Raw genomic sequence first — 24,216 nt, 5'->3', positions numbered from 1 at the left:
GCTTTCTTCTCGGAGGGGGTGCTGTGCTGCCGCACAGCCGGAGAGGGGCGGGAGGCCGGTGGTGAGGTCAGGTGGGGCCGGTGCCGGCCGGTCCGGCCAGCACTTCGTCGATCTGCGCCAGCGTCGGATGGCCGGGACCGTACACGCGGCGCACGTCGTCGGCCAGGGCCCGCAGGGTGCGCTCGGCCCGGTCGCGCCGTCCGGCACCGAGCTCCAGCAGTCCGATCTGCCGACGCAGTTCAAGGGGGCGGTGGTCGTCGCGGCCGTACACCCGCTCCTCATCGGCCAGCAGTCGGGCCAGCGTCTCCAGCGCCCTCGGACTGTCACCGGTGAGGGCGAGGCACGTGGCGTTCTGCAACCGCGAGCGGAAGGCGAGGGAGTCGTCGGGACCGCTCTCCCGGGCGAGGTCGGCGGCCAGCTCGCCGTACACCGGGGCCGCTGCCAGGAAGTCGCCGCCCTCGAAGAGCACGTTGGCCCAGTCCATGCGGAGGCGCACCACATCGGTATCGGTGTCACCGAAAGCGGCGCGTGCGGCACGGACGGCGGCCGCCAGGACATCGGCCGCCTGCCGGTAGCGGGAGGCGGTCGCGAGCGCGGCGGCCTCGGAGCGGGCGTTCTCGACGTCGGACCGCCGGATGTACACGGCATCGGACGGGGTGCGGGACGAAGGCGACGGGGTATCGGCGGTGGCGGGGTCGGGTGCGGCCGCGGCGGACGGGGCCGGGACCCCGCGCGCGGCTCCACCGAACACCCGGGCGAGCACGGCCGCCTGCATGCGGGCGGGACTGGGGATCGACGGCGGATCCAGCACCCCGTGGATGTGGCCCAGGTCCATGGCGAACGGCATCAGGGCGCCGTACACCTCCTCCGCGTGCGCCGGGCGGTCCGCGGGGCTCTTGGCCAGCAGCCGGGACACGATCCGGCACAGGCCCGACGGGACCTCCGGCCGCAGCGCCTCCACGTCCGACGGCTCCTCCCCGACCTGCTTGGTCATGACGGCGAAGGGGGTGGAGCCGGAGAACACCTTCGCCCCGGTCAGCATCTCGTGCAGTGTGCAGCCCAGTGCGTAGAGGTCGCTCTGGGGCGTGCTGAGCCCGGTGAGCAACTGCTCCGGGGCCATGTAGGCCGGGGTCCCGGGTGTCATACCGGTCCGGGTGATCCGGGAGGCGTCGGATTGCTCCAGGGCCACGGCGAGCCCGAAGTCGAGGACCTTCACGGTCCCGTCCGGCTCCAGCATCAGGTTCGTCGGCTTGAGGTCGCGGTGCACCAGGGACGCACGGTGAGCGGCGGTCAGCACCGAGCACACCTGGGCGGCGATCGCCGCGGCCCACCCGACCGGCAGCCGGTCCTGCTCGGCGACCAGGTCGGCGACGCTCATCCCGTGAATCCGCTGCATGACCAGGTACGGGCGGCCGCCGGACGTACCGGCGTCGAACACCGCGGGAACCCCGGGGTGCTGCAGGCGCGCGGTGATGCGGGACTCCCGGACGAAGCGCCGCACCATCTCCTCGTCGTGCTCCCCATCCGGAAAGCGGATGAACTTGACCGCGACCTCGCGGTCCAGGCGGACGTCGTGACCTTCCCACACCTCGCCCATACCGCCGCGCGCCAGTGGAAGGTGCTTCAGCTCGTAGCGGTCGGCCAGCAGTGTCGTCCCGGACCCGGGCGGGCGGTCGGCGGTCATCAGGGGGCCTCCTCTGTGGTCCGGGGGAGTAGGGTCCCGGTCGACAATCCGAGTCGGCCGAGTTCCGCCAACCGCCGACCGAGATCAGCGAGCGCGGCGACCCGGTCCTCGGTCGCGTCGAGGCGCCGCCGCGCGGCGGCCCGGGCTCGCTGGAGCTCCGGGGTGATCATCGGGACCCTGGTCCTGCGGAGGTCGAAGCGCAGGGTGCCCGACGCACCGGTGCGTTCGGCGGATGCGGCCGCGCCTTCCAGCACCCCGGCCAGGTAACCGGGGTCGAGCCGGTCGGGGTCGGTGCGGATCAGCACCAGCCGCGGGCCCAGCACCGCGCCGGCATCGTCGGTACCCGCCACGCGCGGGTGCAGGGGGTGTCCTCCGGAGGCCGCGACGACATCACCGGGACGGACGACCACACCCCCCGGCACGTTCCTGGTACGGCCGCCGGGAGGGCGCCGATCCCGGAGGTCCCGGTGGGTCAGCAGGGGGAGCGGGCCATGGCCGGCGGGCGTTCCCAGCGGTGCCTGGTGGATCTCCACGATCCCGGAGGCGGCCAGTTCCGTGATGGTCGGCGCACTGCTGTCCGGCTCCGCCTCGGCGGCGTCGGAAGGGGCGTGCAGCTCCGGGGGCAGATCGGCGAGCGCCGTCAGCGCGGCGACCAGCTCGGCGCGCAGCGCCGGGTACCCCTCGGCGCGATCCCGCGCCCGGGGAGCGACGTGCACAGCCGGGCGCAGGTCCACAGCGGCGTCCATCAACTCGGCGGGGGCCACCGCGGCGGCGCCGCCGACGGCCGGATCCATCCAGGCATGGACGATCTGGTCAGGGGCCTTCACTCCGTGCACGAAGACGATCCGGTCGGCCGCGCCCCCTTGGTTCCGCGGTCGTCGCAGCACCCACAAGTGCGCCGTCGACGGGCCATCGCCGCCCGGCAGTTCGGCCACCATGCGCAGCGCCCCGCCGGCCAGGAGCGCGGCGCGCACCCGCCGACCCGACGCGCGGCCGGCCGCCGCGGCCGGCATCCGTACCACCACTGTGCCGCCACGGCGGACCCGCGCAAGGCAGTGCTGCACCCACGCGAGTTCACCCTCTCCGCGAGGCGGGTGACCGTAGGACCATCGGCCATCGCCTTCGAGCTCGTCGTGCCCCCAGTCCCGGTCACGGAACGGAGGATCACACAGCACCGCGTCGGCCTCGCGATCGGCGAAACCGTCCTCCCGCAGCGCGTCACCCGCGGCGGCCTCGCAGGCCGTCCCCGCCAGCAGGAGACGGGAGCGGCAGACGACCGTGAGCGCGGGGTCGAGGTCCTGTGCCCACAGCACCTCGGCCCCCCGCTCGGCGGCGGCACGCAGCAGCGGGCCGCTACCGCACGCCGGGTCGAGAACGCGCATGCCCGGTCCGATCCCGGCGATCTCCGCCACCGCCGCGGCGGTCGCCGCGTCGACCGCCGCCGAGCGTCCCTGCGCCGAGGCGAGCCGGTCGCACAGCCGCGCGTACAAGCCGCCGGCGCCGTCCGGGTCGGCCTCGGCCGCCTCCACCGTCGCGCACAGCAGCTTCGCCCAGTGCGCGTCCGGCCCCGGCACCCGCGGGCCTACCCCGTCGTACCGGGTGAGGAGCAGCCCGGCGTGGGCGAGGAACTCGGCGGTGCGCACCCCGTCCACCGTTGCCCGGATGCGCTGCCAGAGCCGTTCGGCGGGATCGGCCCGGAACGGCTTGCCGTTCCGCAGGCACCACTGCTCCACCTCCGCCATGGAGAACATCGGGTTGGCGGAGCTGCCCGACATCGGCCGGGGGAAGTCGGAGTACCGGCGGCGCCAGTTGCTCACCGCCGGGCGCCGCACGCCCGACAACCGCGCGATGTCGGCCGCACCGAGCACCGCTTCGCCCCCGCCGGTCAGCGGTCCGGTGGTGGTGCCGCCGGTGTCCGGGGCGGCCCCGGTGGCGCTCACCGGTCCCCTCGACTGCGCAGCGGTTCGAGTACCCCGCGTGCGCGCAGCTCCGCGACGTGCTCGGCGATCCGCCGAGGGGCCTCACCGCCGCGCACCAGGAGCCCGGCCTCGATGTTGTCGGACACCCCGGACTGGGTCAGGTTGGCACTTGACACCAGCAGCACCCTCCGGTCCGCTGCGGCGAGCTTCGCGTGGGTCTTGGCGCTCCTCTCCCGGCGCCGCGCCCTCGGCCAGTGCCACAGCCGCACGCCGGACACGCCGGAGAAGGCCGCCCCGGGCTCCGCCCCGGACAGGGCGCCGCCCGCACCCTGGAGCGTCTCCACCACGACGTCCACCTGCACGCCGCGCCGCACGGCGGCCGCCAGGGCGTCTCTGATGCCTTGGTGGCGGCGGGCCGAGTACGTCATCAGCACCAGTTCGTGCTCGGCCCCGGCCACCACCTCCAACAGCGCCTGGGCGGTGGCGCGGACCGGTACCGCGTGACTGGCCGGACCGCTCCATACGGTCTCCACGGTGACCGCACCCGCCGCGCTGCCGTACCCGGCGGCGACGCCCCGCAAGAACGCGGCGGCGTCGCCGGCGGGTACGTCCTCCGCGGTGAGAGCGGACAGGAGGGGCGCCACGGCGGCCCGGTCCCGCACCGATCCGAGCACGGCCTGGGCCGGCCAGCCGGCCGCCACCTTGGCGGCCACGTCGCGCAGCCCGGCCGGGCCCAGGACCGGCGCGGCCGCCGCGGCGGCGTCCTCGAACGCCCCCTGGTCCGTCATGGGAGTTCGGGGTAGAGCGCCAGACCGGGTCCGCCGATCGGCACCACGAAGCGCCGATCCAGGAACCGGTTGCCGCGCTCGCAGGTCGTCTCGGAGACGAACAGGCACACGTGGCAGGCGGCCCCGTGCAGGAAGTCGGCGCGCGGCTGCGGAAGACGTTCCGCGCACAACGGGTCCGATGAGCACCGGGTCGCCTCGTTCAGCGCCCTGCGCACCAGACCGACCAGCCGCTCGGGCTCGGCCTGCGACACGAGTCCGCCCAGCGTCCCCTCGGCGTCGGGGACGGCGGTGTAGACGAGGATGCCGCTGCGCGAATCCTCCTCGGTCCCGGCGTACACCCGTTCCGACAGGCTCGCGGAGTTGTACCCGCAGTCCAGCGCGATGGTGCGGATCAGCAGGTGCGACAGGGTGTGCAGGGCGATGTAGCGGGCGCCGGGCCAGTGCCGCATCGGGTCGAAGCCGCCCGAGATCCGGTTGGAATACCGGTTCTCGCGGAAGGTGCGATACGAACCGATGTGCAGGGCCAGTGCCTCCGACCCGGCCACCCGCTCCTCCCAGGCCCTCAGCAGGTCCTCGGGCACCCGCAGGAAGATCCCCTCGCCCCGTACCTCGCTGGCCGGTACCCAGGTGGAGTCGCCCCGCGACAGCGGGACGGGTTTCACCAGGTCGGGGTCGTCGGGGTCGGGGGCGTCCAGCCGGGTGAACCCGGTCAACGCCCGCACCTCCCGCAACCGCTCCACCTGCACCACGTCGGCGAACACGCCCTGGAGCGCCGGGGGGACACCGGCGGGATCGCGGCGCAGCGCGAAATCGGGGCCGGGCTCCGGTGCCCGGGGGGCGGTGAACGCCTCCCACTCCGGCGTGCGCAGGTCGGCGTAGCCGTCGTCTTCTGTTTCGGCGCCGCGCTCCTTCGCGGCCCTGACCTTCTCGATCATCGCCGAGAGCTCGTCATCGGACCACGCGGTGAACTCGCGGAGCTGCGGCACGTGCTCCCGGGCGAACCCGAGCATGAGCGCCCCGCCCGTGATCTTCGACAGGATGTCCCAGTGCTTCTCGACCTTGGTCTGGAGCTCACTCGCTCCGGTGGCGGGTACGGCCAGCGCCGACAGGGTCTGGGAGAACCACTGGTTGGACGCCCCCAGCACCAGGACCTTGGGGCTCTCGGTGCAGCCACCCGGATCGAACGTCCGCAGGTGCGGATGGCGGCCCCGGCACCGGGGCAGGTTCTCCTCACCGCGCTTGCCCATCGCCTCACGCAGGTTGCGCCGCTCCCCGCAGTTGACGCACGCCAGCTCGACGTTCGCACCGATGTTGCCACCGCGGTCGTCCATCCGCAGCCGCGGGTGGCCGGCCTTGGGACAGCCGCCGCCGCGGTGCACGAAGTGCACGTAGGGGAACTCGTCCAGGTGACCGGCGGCGCACGCCAGCACGAACCGCGCCGCGACCGCCAACTGCTTCCGGTTCTTGCAGGAGGCGTGGACGAACCTGGCCTCGTGCGGCCTGCGGGCGGTGACGTTCTCGAACGCGAACACCTGCGAGTCGAGCGCCGCCAGTTCGTTGCACACCGTGCACCGGAACCAGGCCGGGAACGGGGTCGTGGGCACGCCCACCCGAGACGCGGGACCGTTCGGGTCGGCGTCCAGCCCCTCCATCCACGGTGCCGGCCGGAGCTCGGCCACCTTCCGGTTGCCGGGCAGCCTCCTGACCGCCTCCAGCAGGCGGGGCTCGGCGATCTTCTCCCACCCGTAGGCGCTGTTGTGGTCCCAGTCGTCCAGCCCGCGCACCAGGACCGCGAAGTTCGGCAGGTCCACCAGGGACCCCACACCACTGGTGAACATCAGGTGGCTCGGACGGACCGAGCCGACCCGGCGCCGGTAGGGTGCAGTGCTCATCGGCCGCGCCCCTTCTCCGTCGATGCGGACGCGAACGCCGAATCGCCCATTTCGTCACCCTCCGGTTCCTGATCGCCGGTGTGCGACGCGGTGTCCTTCGGCGGGGCGAACGACCACGGCGGGGCGTTCAGCGGCGGATCGAAGAACTCGCCGTTACCCGACAGGAGCAGGTTGATCTCGTTCTCCGCCTCCCGCATGGACATACCGACCGTGGTGTCGTCCCACGGCCCCTCGCCGGCTCTGGACAGCAGGCCGCGCAGCTGCTGCTTGGAATCGGACGCCCGCTCGTACCCCAGCCGGGCCGAACCGGTCCGGGCCAGCTTCCACCGGTCGCGCAGGCTGTTGATGCGCTCGGACAGGTAGTCCCGTCCGCGCGGGCCGTACACGTGCTCGGCCCGCGCCAGCATCCGCGCGATGATCCCCTCGACCACAGGGCCGTCCAGGTCCACGTCGTGCGCGTCGGCGTTGCGCGAGTACTCGTGCACGCTGTTGCGCACCGCCGCCACGAACGCCGCGGCGGTGCCCCGGTCCAGTGCGCGGCGGGTGAACGGGGTGACGCTGAGCGCCTCCACCTGCCGATAGAAGGTGGCGTGGTAGTGGCCGAAGTCCTCGAAGTGGGCCAGATCGCGTGGGCGCGTCCAGTTGTACAGGGTCACCACCAGGCCCGGCCGGGACGGGTCGCGGCCCACCCTGGACGACGCCTGGATGTACTCGGCGGTGTTCTTCGGCTGGCCGACCACCACCATCAGGCCGAACCGGGAGACGTCCACGCCCACCTGCAACATGGAGGTGGCCAGTACCGCGTCCACCGGGACCCGCCCCGACTCGGGCCGCTCCTTGCGGCGCGCGGACGCGGGATGGAGGATCACATGGCCGCCGGAGGACCGGGACCGCTGGGCCTGCATCCAGGCGGCCAACTCGGCGCCGATCGCGCGCCGTCGGCCGCTGGTGTCCAGCTCCGGGTCGAAGCCCACCTCCAACCGCTTGAGCACGTCGCTGATCTCGCCGGAGGAGATGCGCGACGTCAGCTCCTGCACGGTCAGCATGCCCGCCGACGTCAACCGGTTCGGCAGCCCCTTGCTGCGCCCGTGCTTGCGCACCCGTACGGTCACGTCGTCGTCCATGTACCGGCGCATGCCCGCCAGCTCCCGGGTGGCGTTGAAGTAGCCGACCATGGTCATGTACGGGTCGGCGGGCGCCCCGAAGCGGTCGAACACCGCCTGCCCCGCGAGCATCAGCATCTCGGCCAGCCGGATCTCGGCCGACTTCAACCGGACCCCGTGGGCGCACACCCCCATGTAGCGGCGGCCGGGATGCTCCTCGGTGACGGGCATCTGCACGGAGAAGAAGGTGTCGGCCACGTCGGTGACCTGCGGGGGGAACACCTCCAGCCCGCGCGCGAACACGCCCCGCACCTGCTCCTCGGCGCGCTTGGTCGTGGCGGTGGAGGCGACGATCTTCGGTCCTGCCGCGTTGCCGGCCGGGGTGGTCCAGGTGCACAGTTCGTCCACCGCCGACTCGAACAGCCCCACCGTGGTGCCCAGAGCGCCCGAGATGAGGTGCAGCTCGTCCTGGATGATCAGGTCCGGCGGGCGCAGCCGCGGCACCGGGCGGCTGACCGCCTTGGGCAGGCGGTCGCCCTTGGCGTTGTGCCGGCTTCCGCAGCCGATCTTGGCGTCGAGGTCGGGGTGGCGGAACCCGTGGCGCGGGCAGTGCTCGCGCACCCGGCCGAACAGCATCCCGGCGAACCCGCGCCACGGCAGCTGGGCGAGCTTGTCCACGGTCGCGATCACCAGGCTGGGGGTGTAGCGGTAGATCTCCTCGTCCACAGTGAGGATCGGCAGCCCCTCACGGGAGCGGGTACGCGAGAACGGGCAGGCGTCGACGCCCTCGCCGTTGGCGCAGTGCAGCAGTACCCGCCGGGTATCGGGGTCGGGGCGCAGATCGCGGTGCGCCTGGAGCTTGGTGCCGCACCACGGGCACGACAGGGTCTGCAACACGTTGGCACGCCGCCCGCGGCCCGACTCGCGCGCCTCGGTGATCTGCTTCTCGGCCTCGTCGTACCAGTTGGGCGACACCCCGCCGCCCACCCACAGCCCGATGCGGAAGGGCTCCTCGCCCCAGGTGCCGGGGTCGGCGGCGCGCAGCACCTCGGCCGCGCACACCAGTGCGGCGGCGCGCTGGAACTGCTGCGCGGTCAGCAGCCGGAGGGTGTACCGCATCAGCACCGCCACGCCGGCCGTTCCGCTGCGGGCCTGCTCGCCCGTTCCCACGATCCCCTGGAGGCGGCGGATCGCGAAGGTGAACGCGGTGAGCCCCAGATAGGCCTCCGTCTTGCCGCCACCCGTGGGGAAGAACAGCAGGTCGACCGTTGCGTCGGGGGACGCGGCCCGCTCCGCGTGGTCGGGATCGGCGAGGGCGGTGATGTTCAGCAGGACGAACGCCAACTGGAAGGGCCGCCACGAGGCGGCCGTCGCGCCGCGTTCGCGCACGGTGCGTTCGGCGTCGGCGTAGGCGACGTCGGGGTCCTCGCGCAGCCGGGCGATCTCGCTGTGCCGCCGCTGGTCGGCCATCGCCCGGTTGGCGAACCGGAACGACGCCAGGGCTTCGGTGTGCCGGGGATGCGCGGTGGCGGTGAGCAGGTCGATGCCGGCGCGGATGCGGTCGGCGGCCCGGCGGGCGCGGAACACCGCGGCCTCGGCGGTCGCGCGCAGCGCCTCGGGCAGTGAGGGGATCTCCGCGTGGCGCTCGTCCAGCCATGCGGAGTAGCCGTCGGCGAGGGGGGCCAGCCCGGCCCGCAGGTCGTGCGGTTCGGCGGCGGCCAGGGCGTCCATGGAGAGTTCGGTGCCGGCCAGCCGGGTGCCCGCGCCCACGGGGGCGATGGTGGCGGGCACGTCGTGGCTCGGCAGCCAGGTGGTGGTCAGCCGGCGGGCGCGGCGCAGACCCTCGGCCTGCTCGGCGTGCACGGCGACGTTGCGGCCGTCGGCGAACTTGAGGGTGTCTCGGTAGAGCAGGCGCAGGCGCAGGTCCTCGGGGTCGTCCATGGTTGGGGCGGTGCCCTCCAGCGGGTCGTCGACCGGGAGGAAGACGGGGGAGTCGCCGTCGAGCGCGGTGACGGTGAGCTGCGCCTGGTAGAGCCAGGCGGCGTCGCCCCGGGTGGGGAGCTGGTGCCTGTTGTTGACGAGGCTGAGTTCGACGGTGCGGCGCCCGTCGCGCGGGCGCACCGCGGCGTGGAGGTAGACGCAGGAGGAGTCGGGGTCCGAGTCGGTCAGCGCGATGCGGGCGTCGGGAGGGCCGTCGAGGCGGACCTCCTTGACGTACTCGCGGGGTTCGCGCGCCCAGACGGTGCGGGGACGGCCGTCGTCGTCGGTGGACTGCGCGGGGGAGTACTGCCCCCAGGTGGCGCGGACGGACACCGCGTCGACGTCGGCGGCCACCGAGAAGGACAGTCCCATGGTGGACGCCCACAGGTTGCCGAGGTTCTGCGAGGTGACCACATCGGGCAGTTCCCCGGCAGCCTCACCGCCCGCGTCGCCGGCCACACCGGTCTCGGTGTCGGGCACCAGGTCGGCGGCGTCCCGGGAGGAGGCGGGAGTCTGGTGGCGGGGGCCGAGCATCCCGACCAGGTAGCGTTCACGCGGGCCGGACGTGCCGGGGCTCAGCTCCTCGGTCTCCCCGCCCCACGGGCCGAGCAGGTCGCGTTCGACCATCGCTTGCAACTCGCCGCGGACCTGGAAGGAGGACGCCTCTTCGAACCGCTGGGGGACGTCGAGCGTCGCGATCAGCTCCGCTCGGCGGGCCGCCTCCGCCTCGGCCTTCGACTGACGGCGCTCTGCGGGCGGAGCGGCGGCCGAGGTGTCGAGCGAGGTCTGCTCGCCCTTGGGGTTCGGGAACAGGGCGTCGTCAGACATCGAAGAGCGTCCCTTCGCTGGGGGTGGCGGCCTTTCGCTTCTTCTTGTCGTGCAGCCCTTCGGCGACCTCCTGGGCGTAGCGCTCGTGGTTCAGTTCGAGCAGGCTGTCCAGGATCTCCCGCTGCGCGGCCGGGCCGATGGTGTAGCGGGTCTCCCGGCCGACCGGGTGGAAGCCGTGGTCGAGCCCGCCGACGGCGTCGATCCGGTCTTCCCAGTCGTAGGCGCGGATGGTGGCCTCGTCGATCGCGCGGTGAATGTCGCGGAGTTCTTGGATGTCGGGATCGGTGCACGCGGGGTCGAACACCAGGTTGTAGGTCTTGGTAAGCCCAGAGTTCCGCGAGAGCATCACGTCCCGGCGGAAGGTATCGAGACGGTCACCGAGCTCGCGCATCTCGGGAGTGAGTTCGGGGAGGGGGTAGGTCTCAAAGATATCGGAGGATGTGTATCGGAGGTCGGTCTTCATCGATGAGCCGCGGTACTTGGCCCACCAATAGTGCTGAGCACTGGACAGAAGAGCCAACATGGCCGGGTCTTCGCTCGCGAAGACGATGAGTGCCTCGCTGAATACTTGCCCTGTTGGTACAAGTGTAGCCGTAACGGTTTTACTCACTCTCGCTAGAACTATCGCTCTGGCGAGGTGGGAGCGCCGTATGCTCTCATACAGTGCAGGGGCGGTCTCTCCATACTGCCACCATCTCTGGCGCCTGACCGCGCGATTGTTCTTATCGCGCTCCGGTTTGACTCGAGTTTTGACTCGATTGTAGCAATCCTCATATTTTTTCGCCCGTTCTTCGGGCCAGTCGAAAAAATTGATGACCCAACGGCTTGCTGACGTGCTCGGGCTGGTGTTTACGTCCTTCCCGTTAATAAATGGATAAAGGACGTCCTTGTTGCGCTCGCTACTGGCAATCCACTGCATGGCCTCGTTGGGCTCTACGGTAAAGCCGACTCCGTCGATCTTCGATGCTTGGAATGCTATTCCTTGGCTTTTCGAAAGTCGATGCGGTTTCCCAGTTGTGCGCGAATATGCTTCTAGGGAGGAAGTTATCCCGCGCACCGGAGTGTCGTCTAGAAGAATATGGGCGGATTGCAGTGGCGCAGTGCCGCTGGTCCAGATTGCGCAGAACTCGAGTGCTGCGGACTTCGACGGCCATGGTCGGCTTTTTATGGCCTGTCGTATTTCCCATCCTTGGTCGACTAGTTGGTCGAGTCCAACATCGCGCGTGTCGCCTTGGGCTAGTGTATTAGTTGCTATCAGGGCGCACTGGCCGCTCGGATGGAGTGTGGAGTGTGCGCGTAGGGCGAAAAAAGCGACGAGGTCGGCATTTCCTGGCTTGTGATGGGCGACCGTGGAGACTAGATAATTGCGGTAAGAGGCCCCGACTGAACCGCTAATTTTTGAGCCGCCTAGAAAGGGGGGATTTCCGACTACTGCGTCGAATCCTCCGGTTTCGAACACTTCAGGAAATTGCAATGGCCAGTGAATGGCTGTGCGAACGAAAGAGCCCTCGGGGAGGTCGGTGTTTAGCCATTGCTCCGTCTTCGATAGAACTGATTTCTCGGCAGTGGCAGTTTCGAGTTCTCGGGCAAGTGAAACGGCGGCAAGAGACCCCTTGTTGAGTCCGCCCTCACTCCGGTCCGCGTTCGCGAGTGCTCCACCCACGGTTAAGTCGGCGAGCAGGCGAGCGCGTCTGGTCTCCGTTTCAATGTCGGCCAGCATCTGCCGCTTGAGTTTCAGGCGATCCAGAGTGGTGCTGTCGATATCGGCGATTTTTCGGCGAGACTCAGAAACCTTGGCGACCAATTCCCTGATGCCTGCTGTGAAGTCAATGAGAGCGTCCTCAACGTGGAGCTTTCGTCCCAATTTCGGGTCCATGTGCATGTACTCGAGTTGCTCAAGCGACGAAATCCCCAACAGTGAATCCCCCGCTACCAGCCGGTCGTCCAGGAAGGTGAAGGGCCGCTGAGGGTCCATGGACACCAGCCACAGCGACAGCTTCGCCATCTCCACGGCCATCGGGTTGACGTCCACCCCGTATAGGCAGTGCTCGATGACTTGACGACGTGCCTCGATGACCGCCGGGTCCTCGTCGGCGCCGCCGCCATCCGTCGGCTGAACATAATCGACGACCCGCGCGTCGCCTTCACGTGTCCACGCTTCTATTAGCCTGTCGCCTAGGTAGCGAGCTGCTGCGACCAGGAACGCGGCCGAACCCATCGCGATGTCGGCGACCTTGAGTGACAGGATGTCGCGGCTGCTCTTCAGCTTCCACTCGCCCGTGTCGGCGGTCTGGAGCGGCCCCGGCTCGTAAACCAGCGGCTCCAGCGCGTGCTCCACCACCTCCTCGGCGAGGAACTTCGGCGTGTAGTGCGTCCCGGTGTTCTTGCGGAGCGGGGACTCGGTGACGAACAGCTCGCCCGGCATCACCACCACGGGCAGGCCCCGCAGGTCGGTGCGGATGACCCCGTAGAAGGGCAGCAGCCGCTCGGCCAGCGGGTAGTCGCCGCGTGTGACGGCGAGCAGCTTCTTCCGCGCCTCCTCCTGCTCCACCCTCGGCATCGGCGCGAGGCGCTTGGCGAGCTGCCCCTTGGTGCCGATCTTCGCGTCCTTGTACCGGTCGGCCAGTGCCGCCGCCAGTTCTCCGACGTCGGAGGCGTGGCGGGCGGCCAGCGCTTCGAGCTCACTCAGCGGGGCCTCGGCCTCCATGCCCTCCTTGCCGACCAGCCCGACCACCAGCTCCTCGGCGCGGAACCCGTCGAAGGACAGCAGGCCCTCGTACACGTAGCCGATCTGCTCGACGTCCAGGGCGCGGAACGAGAGCGCGCGCCGCTCCCGCGACCTACCCTTGCCGACCTCCACGTACTGCACCGACCGCAGCATGTGCAGCACGGTCTGGTCGTCGATGTCGAGCGGCAGCCACGGGAAGGCGGCGGGGTCGAACAGCGAACCGTCGTGGGCGTGCATGCGCAGCCGCGGGTGGTCCACGCCGTGGTACACCGCGTTGAACAGGGCCAGCAGCCGGTGCCAGGCGGAGTACCCGTTGGCCAGCTCGTCCTCGCTGGTCTCCCGGGCGCGCGCCTCCAGCTCCGCGCACAGCCGGCCCGCCGAGTAGGACGTGGCGTAGAGGTCGTTGTCCGAGGGCAGCAGGCCGCGCTCCTCGGCGAAGAGGAGGAAGACCACCCGCATCATCACCGACACCGCACCCCGGTACACGTCGTGCGCGGGCACGTCGCCGAGGTCCTTCTCGCCGCGCCTACGAAGGTCGGTGTCGGCGCGTCCGATCGCCGCCACCAGCAGTTCCACCGCCTGGCGGACCTGGACGCCCAGCGCCTCGGTGACCTCCTCCTGGGAGTCCAGACTGTCCCGCAGCAGCGCCACCAGCCGCTCCTCGTCGGGCACGCCGAAGAACCGGTGCCGGTTGAGCAGCGAGTGGAATGCGTAGAGCACGTCGCGTTCCGCCGACTCCGGCCACAGCACCGCGTCGAACACCGCCGTCGTGGTCACCCCGCCCTTGGGTGCCCACACCAGCGCCCACCACCGGCCGTCGGTGGCCAGGCCTAGTTCGACACCGTGGAAGCGGCACAGTGACGCGAGCCGGTCAACGGGGGTGGCCGCCCACGCCTCGCCGCGGACACGGCCGGTCGGCGACTGCCCGGACGGGCACACCAGTCCCAGGAGCCGCAGCGCGTCCGGCTTGACCGGCTCGCCCGGCGCGGTGAGCACGAACGACGGCTCGACCCGGGTGTCGTGCTCGGCGACCTCCATCGCCAGCCCTTCGAGGGCGCCCGGACCCTGCGCGCCGCCGACGGTCTCCGCGGTCCCTATGCGCTCCACGTCGCCGAAGTGCAGGTCGCCGCCCCAGCCCAGCATCTCGCCGAGGACGTAGCCGATCCAGTCGCGCTGCCCGGCTGCGGGGGCGTCCTGCCAGCGCGTGTGCTCGCGGCGCAGCCGCTCGCGCGCCTCCTTGTCGAGCGGGTCGAGGCCGGCCGGCCAGACCCGGCGCAGCACCGGCAGGGTGAGGAACGGGCCGCTCACCTCGATCAGGCTCAGCCAGTTGCGGTGCTGCTCGGCGGTGTCGCGGGCGGGGCGCTGCCCGCGGAAACGCTGGGCGCTCATCGGACGGCCTCCGTGCGGGGAACGACGACCACAACGGCGACGGGGAACGTGTGCGGGTCCTTGCGGGCGTAGCGCTCCGTGATGGCCGCCTGCTCCCGCTTCCGCTCCTCCTCCAGAGAGGCGAGCCGCTTCTCCCAGTTCATCCGGTCCTTCCGGTACTGCTCTCGTTCGTCCCTGGTCTGGCGGACGTCTCGGGCGCTGAAGAGTGCGTCCTCGTCGTCGTCCTCCGCGAGGGCGGTGCGGAGGGTGGCGGAGAACTGGTCGATCACCGCCTCCACCCGGGTGCGTTCGTCCTCCTCACGCTGGGCCAACCGGCGCTCCAACTGCTCCAGGCGGGTCTTGGCGCGCCACTCGATGGCCCGTGTCAGGCCGTCGCGGCCTTGGGCCCGCTCCCAGCGGTCGCGCATCCTGCCCCACACGGCGTCCGGCAGGGGGCGCCCCTCGGTGAGGGCACCGTCGAGGATGCCGCCGAGCACCGTCAGATTCTCCAACCGCCGGAAGCGCCCGCTCTCGGGCAGCCACCCGCCGGCGTGCAGCACCTCCTCGTGCAGGCGCAGCCCGTCCGCGCCCACGAGGACGAACCGGGAGTAGGCGCCGACGAGCACGTCCTCCAGGGCGGGGTCGTCGCTGACGACGGCCGTCACCCGGTCCAGGCCGACCTTCTCGTTGGAGACGGCGGCGCGCAGCAGCCGGGTGGACATCGCCACCAGCGGGTGGTTGAGGTGGGCCAGTACCACGTCGTCGCGGCCCTTGGCGATCTCGGCGTCGAAGGTCACCGGGAGCTGCGCGGGCTCGGCGTGCCGACCATCCGGACTCGGCGGCAGCTTCTCGGTCAGCCCTTCGGTGGCGCGCACCCAGGATCCGGTCAGGGCGGGGACGTCGAACAGGCCCTCCGCCAGGTGCCGCTCGTCCAGGTGCTCCCGCAGCGGCTGCTGATGGGCCAGGCTGAGCGCGGTGTCCACCACGCGCCGGACCCGGCCGGGGGTGATGCCCAGCGTGTCGACCGTGTCCGCGAGCCGGGCGTGCAGTCTGCGCACCTGCTCGCCGACATTCGCCTCGGCCGGGAGCCGGTCCTTCTTCCGGCCGGCCGTGTCGATGTCGTAGTCGGTGATCTGGCCGAGCATGCGCTTCTGCACCGCGTCGGACAGCACCGCGTTCACGGAGCCGAGGTCCTCCTCCATCCGGGCGACCTTGGTGGCGACCCGCGACAGGAACTCCAGGTCGGCCTCGTAGGAGTCGACCGCCTTCTCCCAACCGGTGCCGACGAAGTGCCGCACCTGCGGCCGCTCGGTCTGGCCGTAGCGGTCGATGCGGCCGATCCGCTGCTCCAGCTTGTTCGGGTTGAACGGGATGTCGTAGTTCACCAGGCGGTGGCAGTGGCGTTGCAGGTCGATGCCCTCACTGGCCGCGTCGGTCGCCAGCAGGATGCGCACGGGGTGCTCGCCGGGGTCCTTCTGGAAGGCGAGGCGCAGCAGTTCGCGCTCGGCGGCGGCCATCTGCCCGTGAAGTTCGGCGACGGCCGATCCGCCCAGACCCTCCTGGCGCAGGAGGTCGCGGAGCCAGCGCTGCGTGTCGCGGTACTCGGTGAACACCACCACCCGCTCGTTCGTCCAGTGCTCTCCGTCGGGCTTGCACACCGCCTTCAGGTAGTTGAGGAGTTCCCGCGCCTTGGCGTCGGGCTGGGCCTCCTGCGCCAGCGCCCAGTCGCGCATCCGCTCCAGCAGCGCGATCTCGTCGGAGTCGGGGTCGGGCTGCATGGGGCGGGTGCGGTCGAGGGCGTCGTCCTCGGCCTGGGCCAGCTCCTCGTCGTCGTAGGTGGACGTGTCGTCGAACCAGTCGTCCATCCACTCGGGGACCTCGTCGTCCTCGGCCGGGTCGAGCGGGCGTGACCGCGACGTCAACGTCTCCAGGTACACCTCGATGGTGTGGGCGAACGCCGCCGGGCTGGAGAAGAGCCGCTTCTTCAGCAGCAGCGTCACCAGGTCGGTGGCCCGTCGGCCGCGTATGGTCGTCAGCTTGGGGCGGCGCAGCTCGGCGAACCGGCCCAGCAGGGCATGGATCCGCCGCTCCTCCTCCGGATAGGAGACGGGGATGGCGTGGGCGTCCCGCTCGGCGAAGCGCGGCTTGCCGTCGGCGTCCACGATGTCGCGCTTGAGTCGCCGCACCACGGTGTCGGATATCGCGGACGGGTCGGGGGACACCCCGCGCGCGAAGCGCTGGTCGTCGAGAATCTCGAGCAGTGCGGTGAACGACTGCTGGTAGCCGTTGTGGGGGGTGGCGGACAGGAACAACCGGTGGGTGAAGTGCGGTGCGAGGCGGCGGATCAGCTTGGTCTGCTGGGAGTCGACCGCGTACACCTGCTTGGGGGCGGCGGGGGCGACGTGGTGGGCCTCGTCAAGGATCAGCAGGTCGAAGGCGCGCGGGTAGCCGGGGCCGTCGGCGGGCAGCACCTCATCGAGCAGCCGCTGCGCCTTGGCGCCGCGCAGCCACGACAGGCTGACGATGGTCAGTGGATACACATTGAAGGGGTTGGCGGCGCTGCCGTAGTCGCGTCGGACCTGCGCGCAGCGCTCGGAGTCGATGACGGTGAAGTCCAGGCCGAACTTCTCGGCCATCTCGTCCTTCCACTTGACCGTCAGACCGGCGGGACAGACGACCATGATCCGCTGGGCGCGGTGGCGCAGCAGCAGCTCCTGGGCGACCAGTCCGGCCTCGATGGTCTTGCCCAGGCCGACATCGTCGGCGAGCAGCAGGTTCACGCGGGGCGCGCCGATCGCGCGGGCCACGGGCTCGAGCTGGTAGTCCTCGATGGCGACACCGGAGCGGAACGGGGCCTGGAGGGTGGTGACGTCGGCGGACGTGACAGCGGACCAGCGGACGGCGTCCAGGAACGCGGCGAGTCGGGCCGGGGCGTCGAAGCCGTTCGCCGGCGGCTCCGGGAGGGAACCGCTGGGCAGCAGCCGCCGACCGGGCTCGATCTCCCACAGGACATCCAGCGTCTCGCCGTAGCGGCCGTCCTCGACGCTCTGGAGCCCCACCAGAGTCGCGCCGTCGCTGGGATCGACCTTGCTCACCACCCATTTCCGACCGCGCACCGCGACCAAGGCGTTGGGGCGGGGGAGGTCCTCTGATTCGCTGATCATCGCCGAGCTTCCTGGTCGCACTGGGGTGGCTGCGCGCCGCAGGGGTGGGGTGCGGGCCCCTATCGGCAGGAGACGTGCTCGCGGCGAGCGAACGGCGGCGCAGTGTCGAGGCGCCCACGATATCGACTGTTAACTCGATTAACAACTGACCGGCGGGGTCGCAACTCCATGTTCCGGGCCAGGTGTGACGCCTCCACCCACTTCAGGTGACGGCTTATCTGGTGATCAGGTTTACCGCTGCGAATCGATCTTCGACTCGCTCCCGTGGCCACATCCGGCCCCACTTGCTCCGAGGTCTCATAGGGCAAGGTGGACGTTGCTTTCGCGGCTTCGGTTCTCCGGTGGGAATTCCCGTGGATCGTCACCGTGAACGTCAATGCGACACCAGGCTCGATAAGGGTGGAAAGGGATTAATCAGTCGGCTGATCGATCGGCACGGAGCGCGCGGTCCCCTCGGCACCACGTTGCACGGCCGTCTTCTCATGGCGAGGGCCCGGGTAAAAGGTCGGGCAGGAGCGGGTCGGGGGTCGGGGGCGGGCTCTGTGCGGCTGGGAGGATGGGGGGATGACGACGACGCTGCACCTGGCCGGGGAGCCCGCGGCCGACGAACTGCTCGCGGCCGACCCGCTCGCGCTGCTCATCGGCATGCTGCTGGACCAGCAGATCGCCATGGAGACCGCCTTCGCGGGCCCCCGGAAGATCGCCGACCGCCACGACGGCCTGGACGTCCACCGCATCGCCGACGCCGACCCCGAGGCGTTCGCCGACCTGTTCGCCCGGCCGCCCGCCGTCCACCGGTTCCCCGGGTCGATGGCCAAGCGGGTCCAGGCGCTCTGCCGGTACCTGGTCGACACCTACGGCGGCCGCGCCGACGCCGTGTGGACCGACGGCGACCCCGACGGCGCCGAGATCCTGCGCCGCCTCAAGGCGCTGCCCGGCTACGGCGAGCAGAAGGCGCGCATCTTCCTGGCGCTCCTCGGCAAGCAGTTCGGGCTCACCGCCCCGGGCTGGCGCGAGGCCGCCGGACCCTACGGCGAGGAGGGCTCCCGCCGCTCCATCGCGGACGTGGTCGACGACCACACCCTCGCGGAGGTCCGGGCGTACAAGAAGGCGGCCAAGGCCGCCGCTCGCGAGGCCAAGGGCAAGGCGAAGGGCTGACGGCCTTTTCGCGGGCTGGAAAGGGGCGCGTCGCCGCGTCGGTACACCGGCCTCCGGCCGCGCCCCGTGCGCGGCCTCGGTGCACCGTCCGCCGACCGTACGGTCAGGTCGGGCGGGTGCCGCCGAGGCGGTCCTCGATCCAGGCGACGGCGAACTCGACGGCGGGCGCGGCCGGGAAGACGTGGCTCTCGGCGGCGCCGACCGGGCCCGAGCGGCCGATTCCGGCGGCCAGCATGTCGCGGGCGATCGCCTCGAACGGCTCGCCGCCGTCGGGCACGGCCGGGGTGTAGTCGAACGCGCCGTTCTCGGAGTCGATGTCGCGGAACCGGCGCCAGACCCGTCGGCCCTCCGCGAGGACCGGCTGCTCGTACTCCACGAACCGCTTGCCGGGGGCGTCGGCGAGCGCCTCGGCGTGGTGCAGCAGGGTGAGGGTGTCCAGTGGGGCGCCGAGCAGGAGGACGCTGCCGCCGCGCTCGGCGAGGCGGGCGAGCGGGCTGCCGGGGCCGTGCGGGTCGTCCCAGGGGTGGTCGGCCATCAACGCGTCGGCGGCGGCGCCGAGGGCGGCGAAGCTGACGTCGGGGTGGCGGCTGCGGACGGCTCCGGGCCAGCGCCGCAGCGCCTCGGGCAGCCGGCCGTTGGCGTGGTCGGCCTCGCTGACCACGGGGTCGAAGGCGGGGTGTTCGCGGCGGACCGCGTCGCGCCAGTCGGGCGGCCAGTCGGTGAAGTCGTAGGGCGGCGCGTCGTTCCAGCCGCAGGTGACCATCAGCGTTCCGGCCGGGCCGACGGTGTCGAGGAGGGCCGCGATGACGGTGGGCGCGCCGCCCGCCACGTAGCCGATGGCCGACATGCGGGTGTGGAACATGACCGTGTCACCCGGGCCGATGCCGAGGGCCGCGAGGTCGCGGGCGATGCGGCTCCGGGTCACGGGGCCGGCGGAGCCGGGGGCGGGACCGTCCATGCGCGGCAACCTATCGCGGCGGGGGGTGTCGCGGGCAACCGGTTTTTCCGGCGGGTGGGGAGGAGCGGGCGCGGTCCGAGGCGGGTGCCGAAGTGGTGGGGGCGCGTCCACAGCGGGCGCGGCCGGTGGCACGGGCCGGCCCCGTGCGACGGCGCCGCCAACGGGCCGGTCGTGTGGGGGCGCGCGGGGCGTTCCGCTGTGGGGGCGGACGCGTTCGGCGGTGCGGCGGACGGGCCGGCCGTGTAGGGCGCCCGGGGCGTCCCGCCTGCGGGGGCGGGCGCGTTCGCGGGTGGGGCGGCGCGGCCGCCGGTGGGCGTGCGCGGGGCGGCGGGCGGGGCCGGCGTGGCCGGCCGCCCCCGTTGCCGGGGGCGGCCGGTGCTTCGGGAGCCGGCCGGCGCTGGGGGCTGAATCGCGCCCGCCGGTCCCGCGCCTACGGACCCGGTCGCGGAGTCACCCTGGGGCCGCCATAGGCGTCGGGGACGCCGTCTCCAGGGTGATCCGGTGCCGACCGGCGTAGACGTTCATCGAGGTGCCGCGGAGGAACCCGACGAGGGTGAGCCCGGAGTCGGCCGCGAGGTCGACGGCGAGCGACGAGGGCGCCGACACCGCGGCGAGCACCGGGATGCCCGCCATCAGCGCCTTCTGCGCCAGCTCGAACGAGGCCCGGCCCGACACCATCAGCGCGCACTCGCGCAGCGGCAGCCGGTCCTCGCGCACCGCCCAGCCGACGAGCTTGTCGACCGCGTTGTGCCGGCCGACGTCCTCGCGCACCGCCAGCAGCTCCCCGCCGGGCGTGAACAGCCCGGCGGCGTGCAGCCCGCCGGTGCGGTCGAACACCCGCTGGGCGTCGCGCAGCCGGTCGGGCATCGCCGCCAGGGTGGGCACGTCGAACCGGGCGGGGTCCTCCGCCACCGACCAGGAGGCGATCGTGGTGACCGCCTCCAGACTGGCCTTCCCGCACAACCCGCAGGAGGAGGTGGTGTAGAAGTTGCGTTCCAGCGACATCTCGGGCACGGCGACCCCGGGCGCCAGCGAGACGTCGAGGATGTTGTAGGTGTTGGCGCCGTCGTCGGTGGCCCCCGCGCAGTAGCGGATCGCCGCGATGTCGGCGGCCCGGGTGACCACGCCCTCGCTGACCAGGAATCCGGCGGCCAGGTCGAAGTCGTGTCCGGGCGTGCGCATGGTGACGGTCAGCGGGCGGCCGTCGAGCCGGATCTCCATCGGCTCCTCCACGACCAGGGTGTCGACGCGGTCGCCGACCGCGTCCCCCCGGATCCGGAGGATCCTCTCACGTGCCGTCACGCGTCCCATGAGCCCATGCCTTTCCGGATCGCACGCGCCCGGCCGTCCGGCCGGACGTGGGACCTTTTCCCCGTGCGGGTCCTGTTCAGTCGTGCCGGCGCCGCTGCACGTGCTGGAAGCCGAACCGGCCCTTGATGCAGAGGTTGCCGTGGGTGACCGGGTTGTCGTGCGGCGAGGTCACCTTGACGATCTCGTTGTCCTGGACGTGCAGGGTGACGTTGCACCCCACGCCGCAGTAGGTGCAGATGGTGGTGGTCTGCTTCTGCCGCGACTCGTCCCAGGTGCCCTCGTTGCGCATGTCGAACTCGGTGCCGAACGCGAGCGCCCCGGTGGGGCAGACCTCGATGCAGTTGCCGCAGTAGACGCAGGCGGAGTCGGGCAGCGGGACGTCGTGCTCGGTGGAGACCCGCGCGTCGAACCCGCGTCCGGCGATGCCGATGGCGAAGGTGTTCTGCCACTGCTCTCCGCAGGCGTCCACGCACTTGTAGCACATGATGCACTTGCCGTAGTCGCGGACGTAGAGGTCGTTGTCGACCTTGGCGGGCTGCTCCACGGTCGCGGCCACCGACCCGTCGCCTGGGGTGTGGTGGCCCGGGTGGCGGCCGTCGCGCTCACCCAGCGGGGCGGGGTCGGCGCGCGGGCCGAACCGCTCGGGGCGGGCCTCGTAGCGCTCCATCCACTCCGGCACGTCGGGCGTGGTGGACAGGTCGACCGACGACCCCAGCAGCTCCAGCACCATCTTGCGGCTGTGCCGGACCCGCTCGGAGTCGGTGGCGACGACCATCCCCGGCTCGACGGCGCGGGAGCACGCGGGCGCCAGCGTGCGCGCCCCCTCGACCTCCACCACGCACACCCGGCAGGCGTTCTTCGGGGTCAGGGTGTCGCCGTAGCAGAGGGTGGGGACGTCGGTCCCCACGGTCGTACACGCCTCCAGGATGGTGGCGCCCTCGGGCACCCGGACCTCCTGGCCGTCGACGGTGACGTCGACCAGCCGGCGCGGCGCGGCCACGCTCACCGGAGTACTCACCGGACCTCCTTCAACGTTGCGTCGTCGGCGCCGAAGACGCCGAGCCGGTCGATGGCCGACTCGACGGCGTTCCACGCCGTCTGGCCCAGGCCGCAGATGGAGGCGTCGCGCATGGCCGCGCCGACCTCCCGCAGCAGCGCGATGTCGGTCCGCCGCGGGCCGGTGCCCAGCGACAGCCGCTGCAGCGCCTCCTCCTGGCGCACCGTGCCGACCCGGCACGGCACGCACTGCCCGCAGGACTCGTCGCGGAAGAACGCGGCGATGCGCACCAGGATGGCGGGCAGGTCCACGGTGTCGTCGAGGACCAGGACCACGCCCGACCCGAGGGTGGCCCCGGCCTCGCGGGCGCCCTCGAAGGTGAGCGGGATGTCGAGTTCGTCGGGGCGGACGAACCCGCCCGCGGCCCCGCCGAGCAGCACCGCCCGCAGCTCCCGGCCCCCGGAGTCGGCGGCGCCGGGCTCGCCCACCCCGCCGGCCAGGTCGAGCAGCTCGCGCAGGCTGGCGCCGAACGGGACCTCGTAGACGCCGGGCCGGCGCACCGACCCCGACACGCAGAACAGCTTGGGCCCGGTGGAGCGGCCGGTGCCGATGCGCGCGTAGGCCGGACCGCCCAACGTCATGATGGGCAGCACGTTGACCAGCGTCTCGACGTTGTTGATGGCGGTGGGGCGGTCGAACAGGCCGCGCTCGACCGGGAACGGGGGCTTGCTGCGCGGCTCGCCCCGCTTGCCCTCGATCGAGTTGAAGATCGCGGTCTCCTCGCCGCAGATGTAGGCGCCGGCGCCGCGCCGGATCTCGATGTCGAAGTCGAACCCGGAGCCGAGGATGTCGGTGCCCAGCAGGCCGCGTTCGCGGGCCCGCGCGATCGCGTTCTCCAGCCGCGACAGCGCCCGCGGGTACTCGCCGCGGATGTAGAGGTAGCCGCGGGAGGCCCCGTTGGCGTACCCGGCGATCGTCATGGCCTCGATCACCGAGAACGGGTCGCCCTCCATGAGGACGCGGTCCTTGAAGGTGCCCGGCTCGCTCTCGTCGGCGTTGCAGACCAGGTAGCGGGGGGTCTCGGGGCGGCGCGCGGTGCCGTCCCACTTGCGCCCGGTGGGGAAGGCGGCGCCGCCGCGCCCCACCAGCCCGGAGTCGGTGACCTCGCGGATGACCGCCGAGGGGCCCATGCGCAGGGCGGTGCGCAGGGCGGCGTAGCCGCCCTGGGACCGGTAGTCGTCCAGGCTCTCGGGGTCGACCAGGCCGATCCGGCGGAGCAGCATCAGCCCGGGGTCGCCGGCCTGCGGCACCGCCGCGGCGGGCGGGGGCTCGGGGGCGGGGCCGGGCAGCGGGACGGGGGAGAAGGTGGTGGTGCGCGGGGCGCGGTGCCCGTTGCCGGCGGCCGGGGCGGGGTCGGCGGCGGGCGCGCCCCCGGTCAGGTCGCCGGCCGTGGCGGGGGCGGCGACCGCGTAGGAGGGCGGGTCGCCGGCCTCCAGCGCGACGGCGGCCGGCGCGCGTTCGCACAGGCCCAGGCAGGGGCTCTCGTGCCAGACGCGGTCGCCGTCGCCGGTGCCGGGCGGCCCCAGGCGCTCGGTGAGGTCCGCGCAGAGCCGGTCGGCGCCGCGCGCGGCGCAGGCGATGTCGGTGCAGACGTGGACGACGCGGCGCGGCCGCCGCTCCAGGGCGAACAGGGCGTAGAAGGACGCGACGCCGTAGGCCTCGGCGGGCGGGACGGTCAGCCGGCGGCAGATGTAGTCGAGCGCCTCCGGGCTGATCCAGCCGACGCGGTCGTTGACGGCGTGCAGGGCGGGCAGCAGCAGGTCGCGCCGGCCCCGGGCGGCGTGGCCGCCCTTGGCGAAGCGCAGGTCGGCCGCCTCGCGCCGCCCGCCGTCCCAACCGGACTCCGGGGCGCCGAGGACGGCGTCGACGGCCTCCCGCTCGGTGTCGGTGGGGGGAGCATCCAGGAAGTGCAGGTCCACGTCCCCGGTCACCTCGAATCCGTGTAAGCCACATCACAGGACTTTGTATACGGGCTACAGTATGCGCCTGACGATCGTCGGCGGCAAGCCCCTGTGCCACCGGGTTTCGCGCCCGTCCCGGGCACGGCCTTCCCCTCGGCGAGCCGCCGGAAACGGGGCGGGTCCGCCCGCGACCCGGTCCGCGCTGTGGCGTGGGCGCGGGCGGGTGCGGGCGGACCCGGACGGTGCGCGGCGTCCGTCCACCGCCGCGCCCGCCGACGGCGCACCCCGTGCGGCGGGACGCGGCGCCCGCGCGCCCGGCCCGATGCGGCGGGCGGGCGCGGGCCGCCTCCCGCGCCGAGCGCGGGGCGCGGGAGGCA

The 24,216-nt window shown here is 72.1% G+C and carries 12 protein-coding genes; 1 reads left to right on the top strand and 11 read right to left on the bottom strand.

Features of this window, described 5'->3' with window-relative positions:
• Window positions 1-67 precede the first annotated feature (67 nt).
• The 7 genes from NT8_RS13085 to drmD form a co-directional block, all read right to left on the bottom strand.
• Window positions 68-1,684: a serine/threonine-protein kinase gene (locus NT8_RS13085; RefSeq protein ID WP_067968392.1), complete on the bottom strand. Its 1,617-nt coding sequence runs from the start codon at window positions 1,682-1,684 to the stop codon at window positions 68-70.
• Complete coding sequence (locus NT8_RS13080) at window positions 1,684-3,426, bottom strand: N-6 DNA methylase (RefSeq protein ID WP_245646162.1); 1,743 nt, start codon at window positions 3,424-3,426, stop codon at window positions 1,684-1,686. The genes NT8_RS13085 and NT8_RS13080 overlap by 1 nt, the downstream gene beginning before the upstream one ends.
• Before the next feature lie 194 nt (window positions 3,427-3,620).
• A complete protein-coding gene (gene drmC / locus NT8_RS13075; protein WP_067968389.1) occupies window positions 3,621-4,391 on the bottom strand; it encodes a DISARM system phospholipase D-like protein DrmC in 771 nt (256 codons plus the stop codon).
• Complete coding sequence (gene drmB, locus NT8_RS13070) at window positions 4,388-6,283, bottom strand: DUF1998 domain-containing protein (protein ID WP_067968386.1); 1,896 nt, start codon at window positions 6,281-6,283, stop codon at window positions 4,388-4,390. Before drmB ends, drmC begins: the two co-directional genes overlap by 4 nt.
• Entirely contained in the window at window positions 6,280-10,194 is a 3,915-nt protein-coding gene (gene drmA / locus NT8_RS13065) for a DISARM system helicase DrmA (protein ID WP_067968383.1), read from the bottom strand. The genes drmB and drmA overlap by 4 nt, the downstream gene beginning before the upstream one ends.
• On the bottom strand, window positions 10,187-14,311 hold the full coding sequence (locus tag NT8_RS13060) for an Eco57I restriction-modification methylase domain-containing protein (RefSeq protein WP_067968379.1): 4,125 nt from the start codon (window positions 14,309-14,311) through the stop codon (window positions 10,187-10,189). Before NT8_RS13060 ends, drmA begins: the two co-directional genes overlap by 8 nt.
• Entirely contained in the window at window positions 14,308-17,454 is a 3,147-nt protein-coding gene (gene drmD / locus NT8_RS13055) for a DISARM system SNF2-like helicase DrmD (protein WP_067968376.1), read from the bottom strand. The genes NT8_RS13060 and drmD overlap by 4 nt, the downstream gene beginning before the upstream one ends.
• Window positions 17,455-18,018: 564 nt before the next feature.
• Here drmD and NT8_RS13050 point away from each other — a divergent pair.
• Complete coding sequence (locus tag NT8_RS13050) at window positions 18,019-18,612, top strand: HhH-GPD-type base excision DNA repair protein (RefSeq protein ID WP_067968372.1); 594 nt, start codon at window positions 18,019-18,021, stop codon at window positions 18,610-18,612.
• Window positions 18,613-18,715: 103 nt separating this feature from the next.
• Here the strand turns inward: NT8_RS13050 and aac(3) are convergent, their stop codons facing one another.
• From aac(3) to NT8_RS13030, 4 genes are all read right to left on the bottom strand, one after another.
• Entirely contained in the window at window positions 18,716-19,570 is an 855-nt protein-coding gene (gene aac(3) / locus NT8_RS13045) for an aminoglycoside 3-N-acetyltransferase (RefSeq protein ID WP_067968369.1), read from the bottom strand.
• A gap of 450 nt (window positions 19,571-20,020) precedes the next feature.
• Window positions 20,021-20,881, bottom strand: coding sequence for a formate dehydrogenase accessory sulfurtransferase FdhD (gene fdhD, locus NT8_RS13040; RefSeq protein WP_067968367.1), 861 nt, complete (start codon window positions 20,879-20,881; stop codon window positions 20,021-20,023).
• Between the two features lie 76 nt (window positions 20,882-20,957).
• On the bottom strand, window positions 20,958-21,899 hold the full coding sequence (locus NT8_RS13035; RefSeq protein ID WP_067968365.1) for a 2Fe-2S iron-sulfur cluster-binding protein: 942 nt from the start codon (window positions 21,897-21,899) through the stop codon (window positions 20,958-20,960).
• A complete protein-coding gene (locus NT8_RS13030) occupies window positions 21,896-23,857 on the bottom strand; it encodes an NAD(P)H-dependent oxidoreductase subunit E (protein WP_067968403.1) in 1,962 nt (653 codons plus the stop codon). Before NT8_RS13030 ends, NT8_RS13035 begins: the two co-directional genes overlap by 4 nt.
• Window positions 23,858-24,216 lie beyond the last annotated feature (359 nt).

It is taken from the genome of Nocardiopsis trehalosi NBRC 14201 (assembly GCF_001552555.1).
Classification (GTDB): Bacteria; Actinomycetota; Actinomycetes; order Streptosporangiales; family Streptosporangiaceae; genus Nocardiopsis_B; species Nocardiopsis_B trehalosi.
Note: the sequence above shows the minus strand (reverse complement) of the source record. Positions and strands in the feature narration are given on the sequence as shown.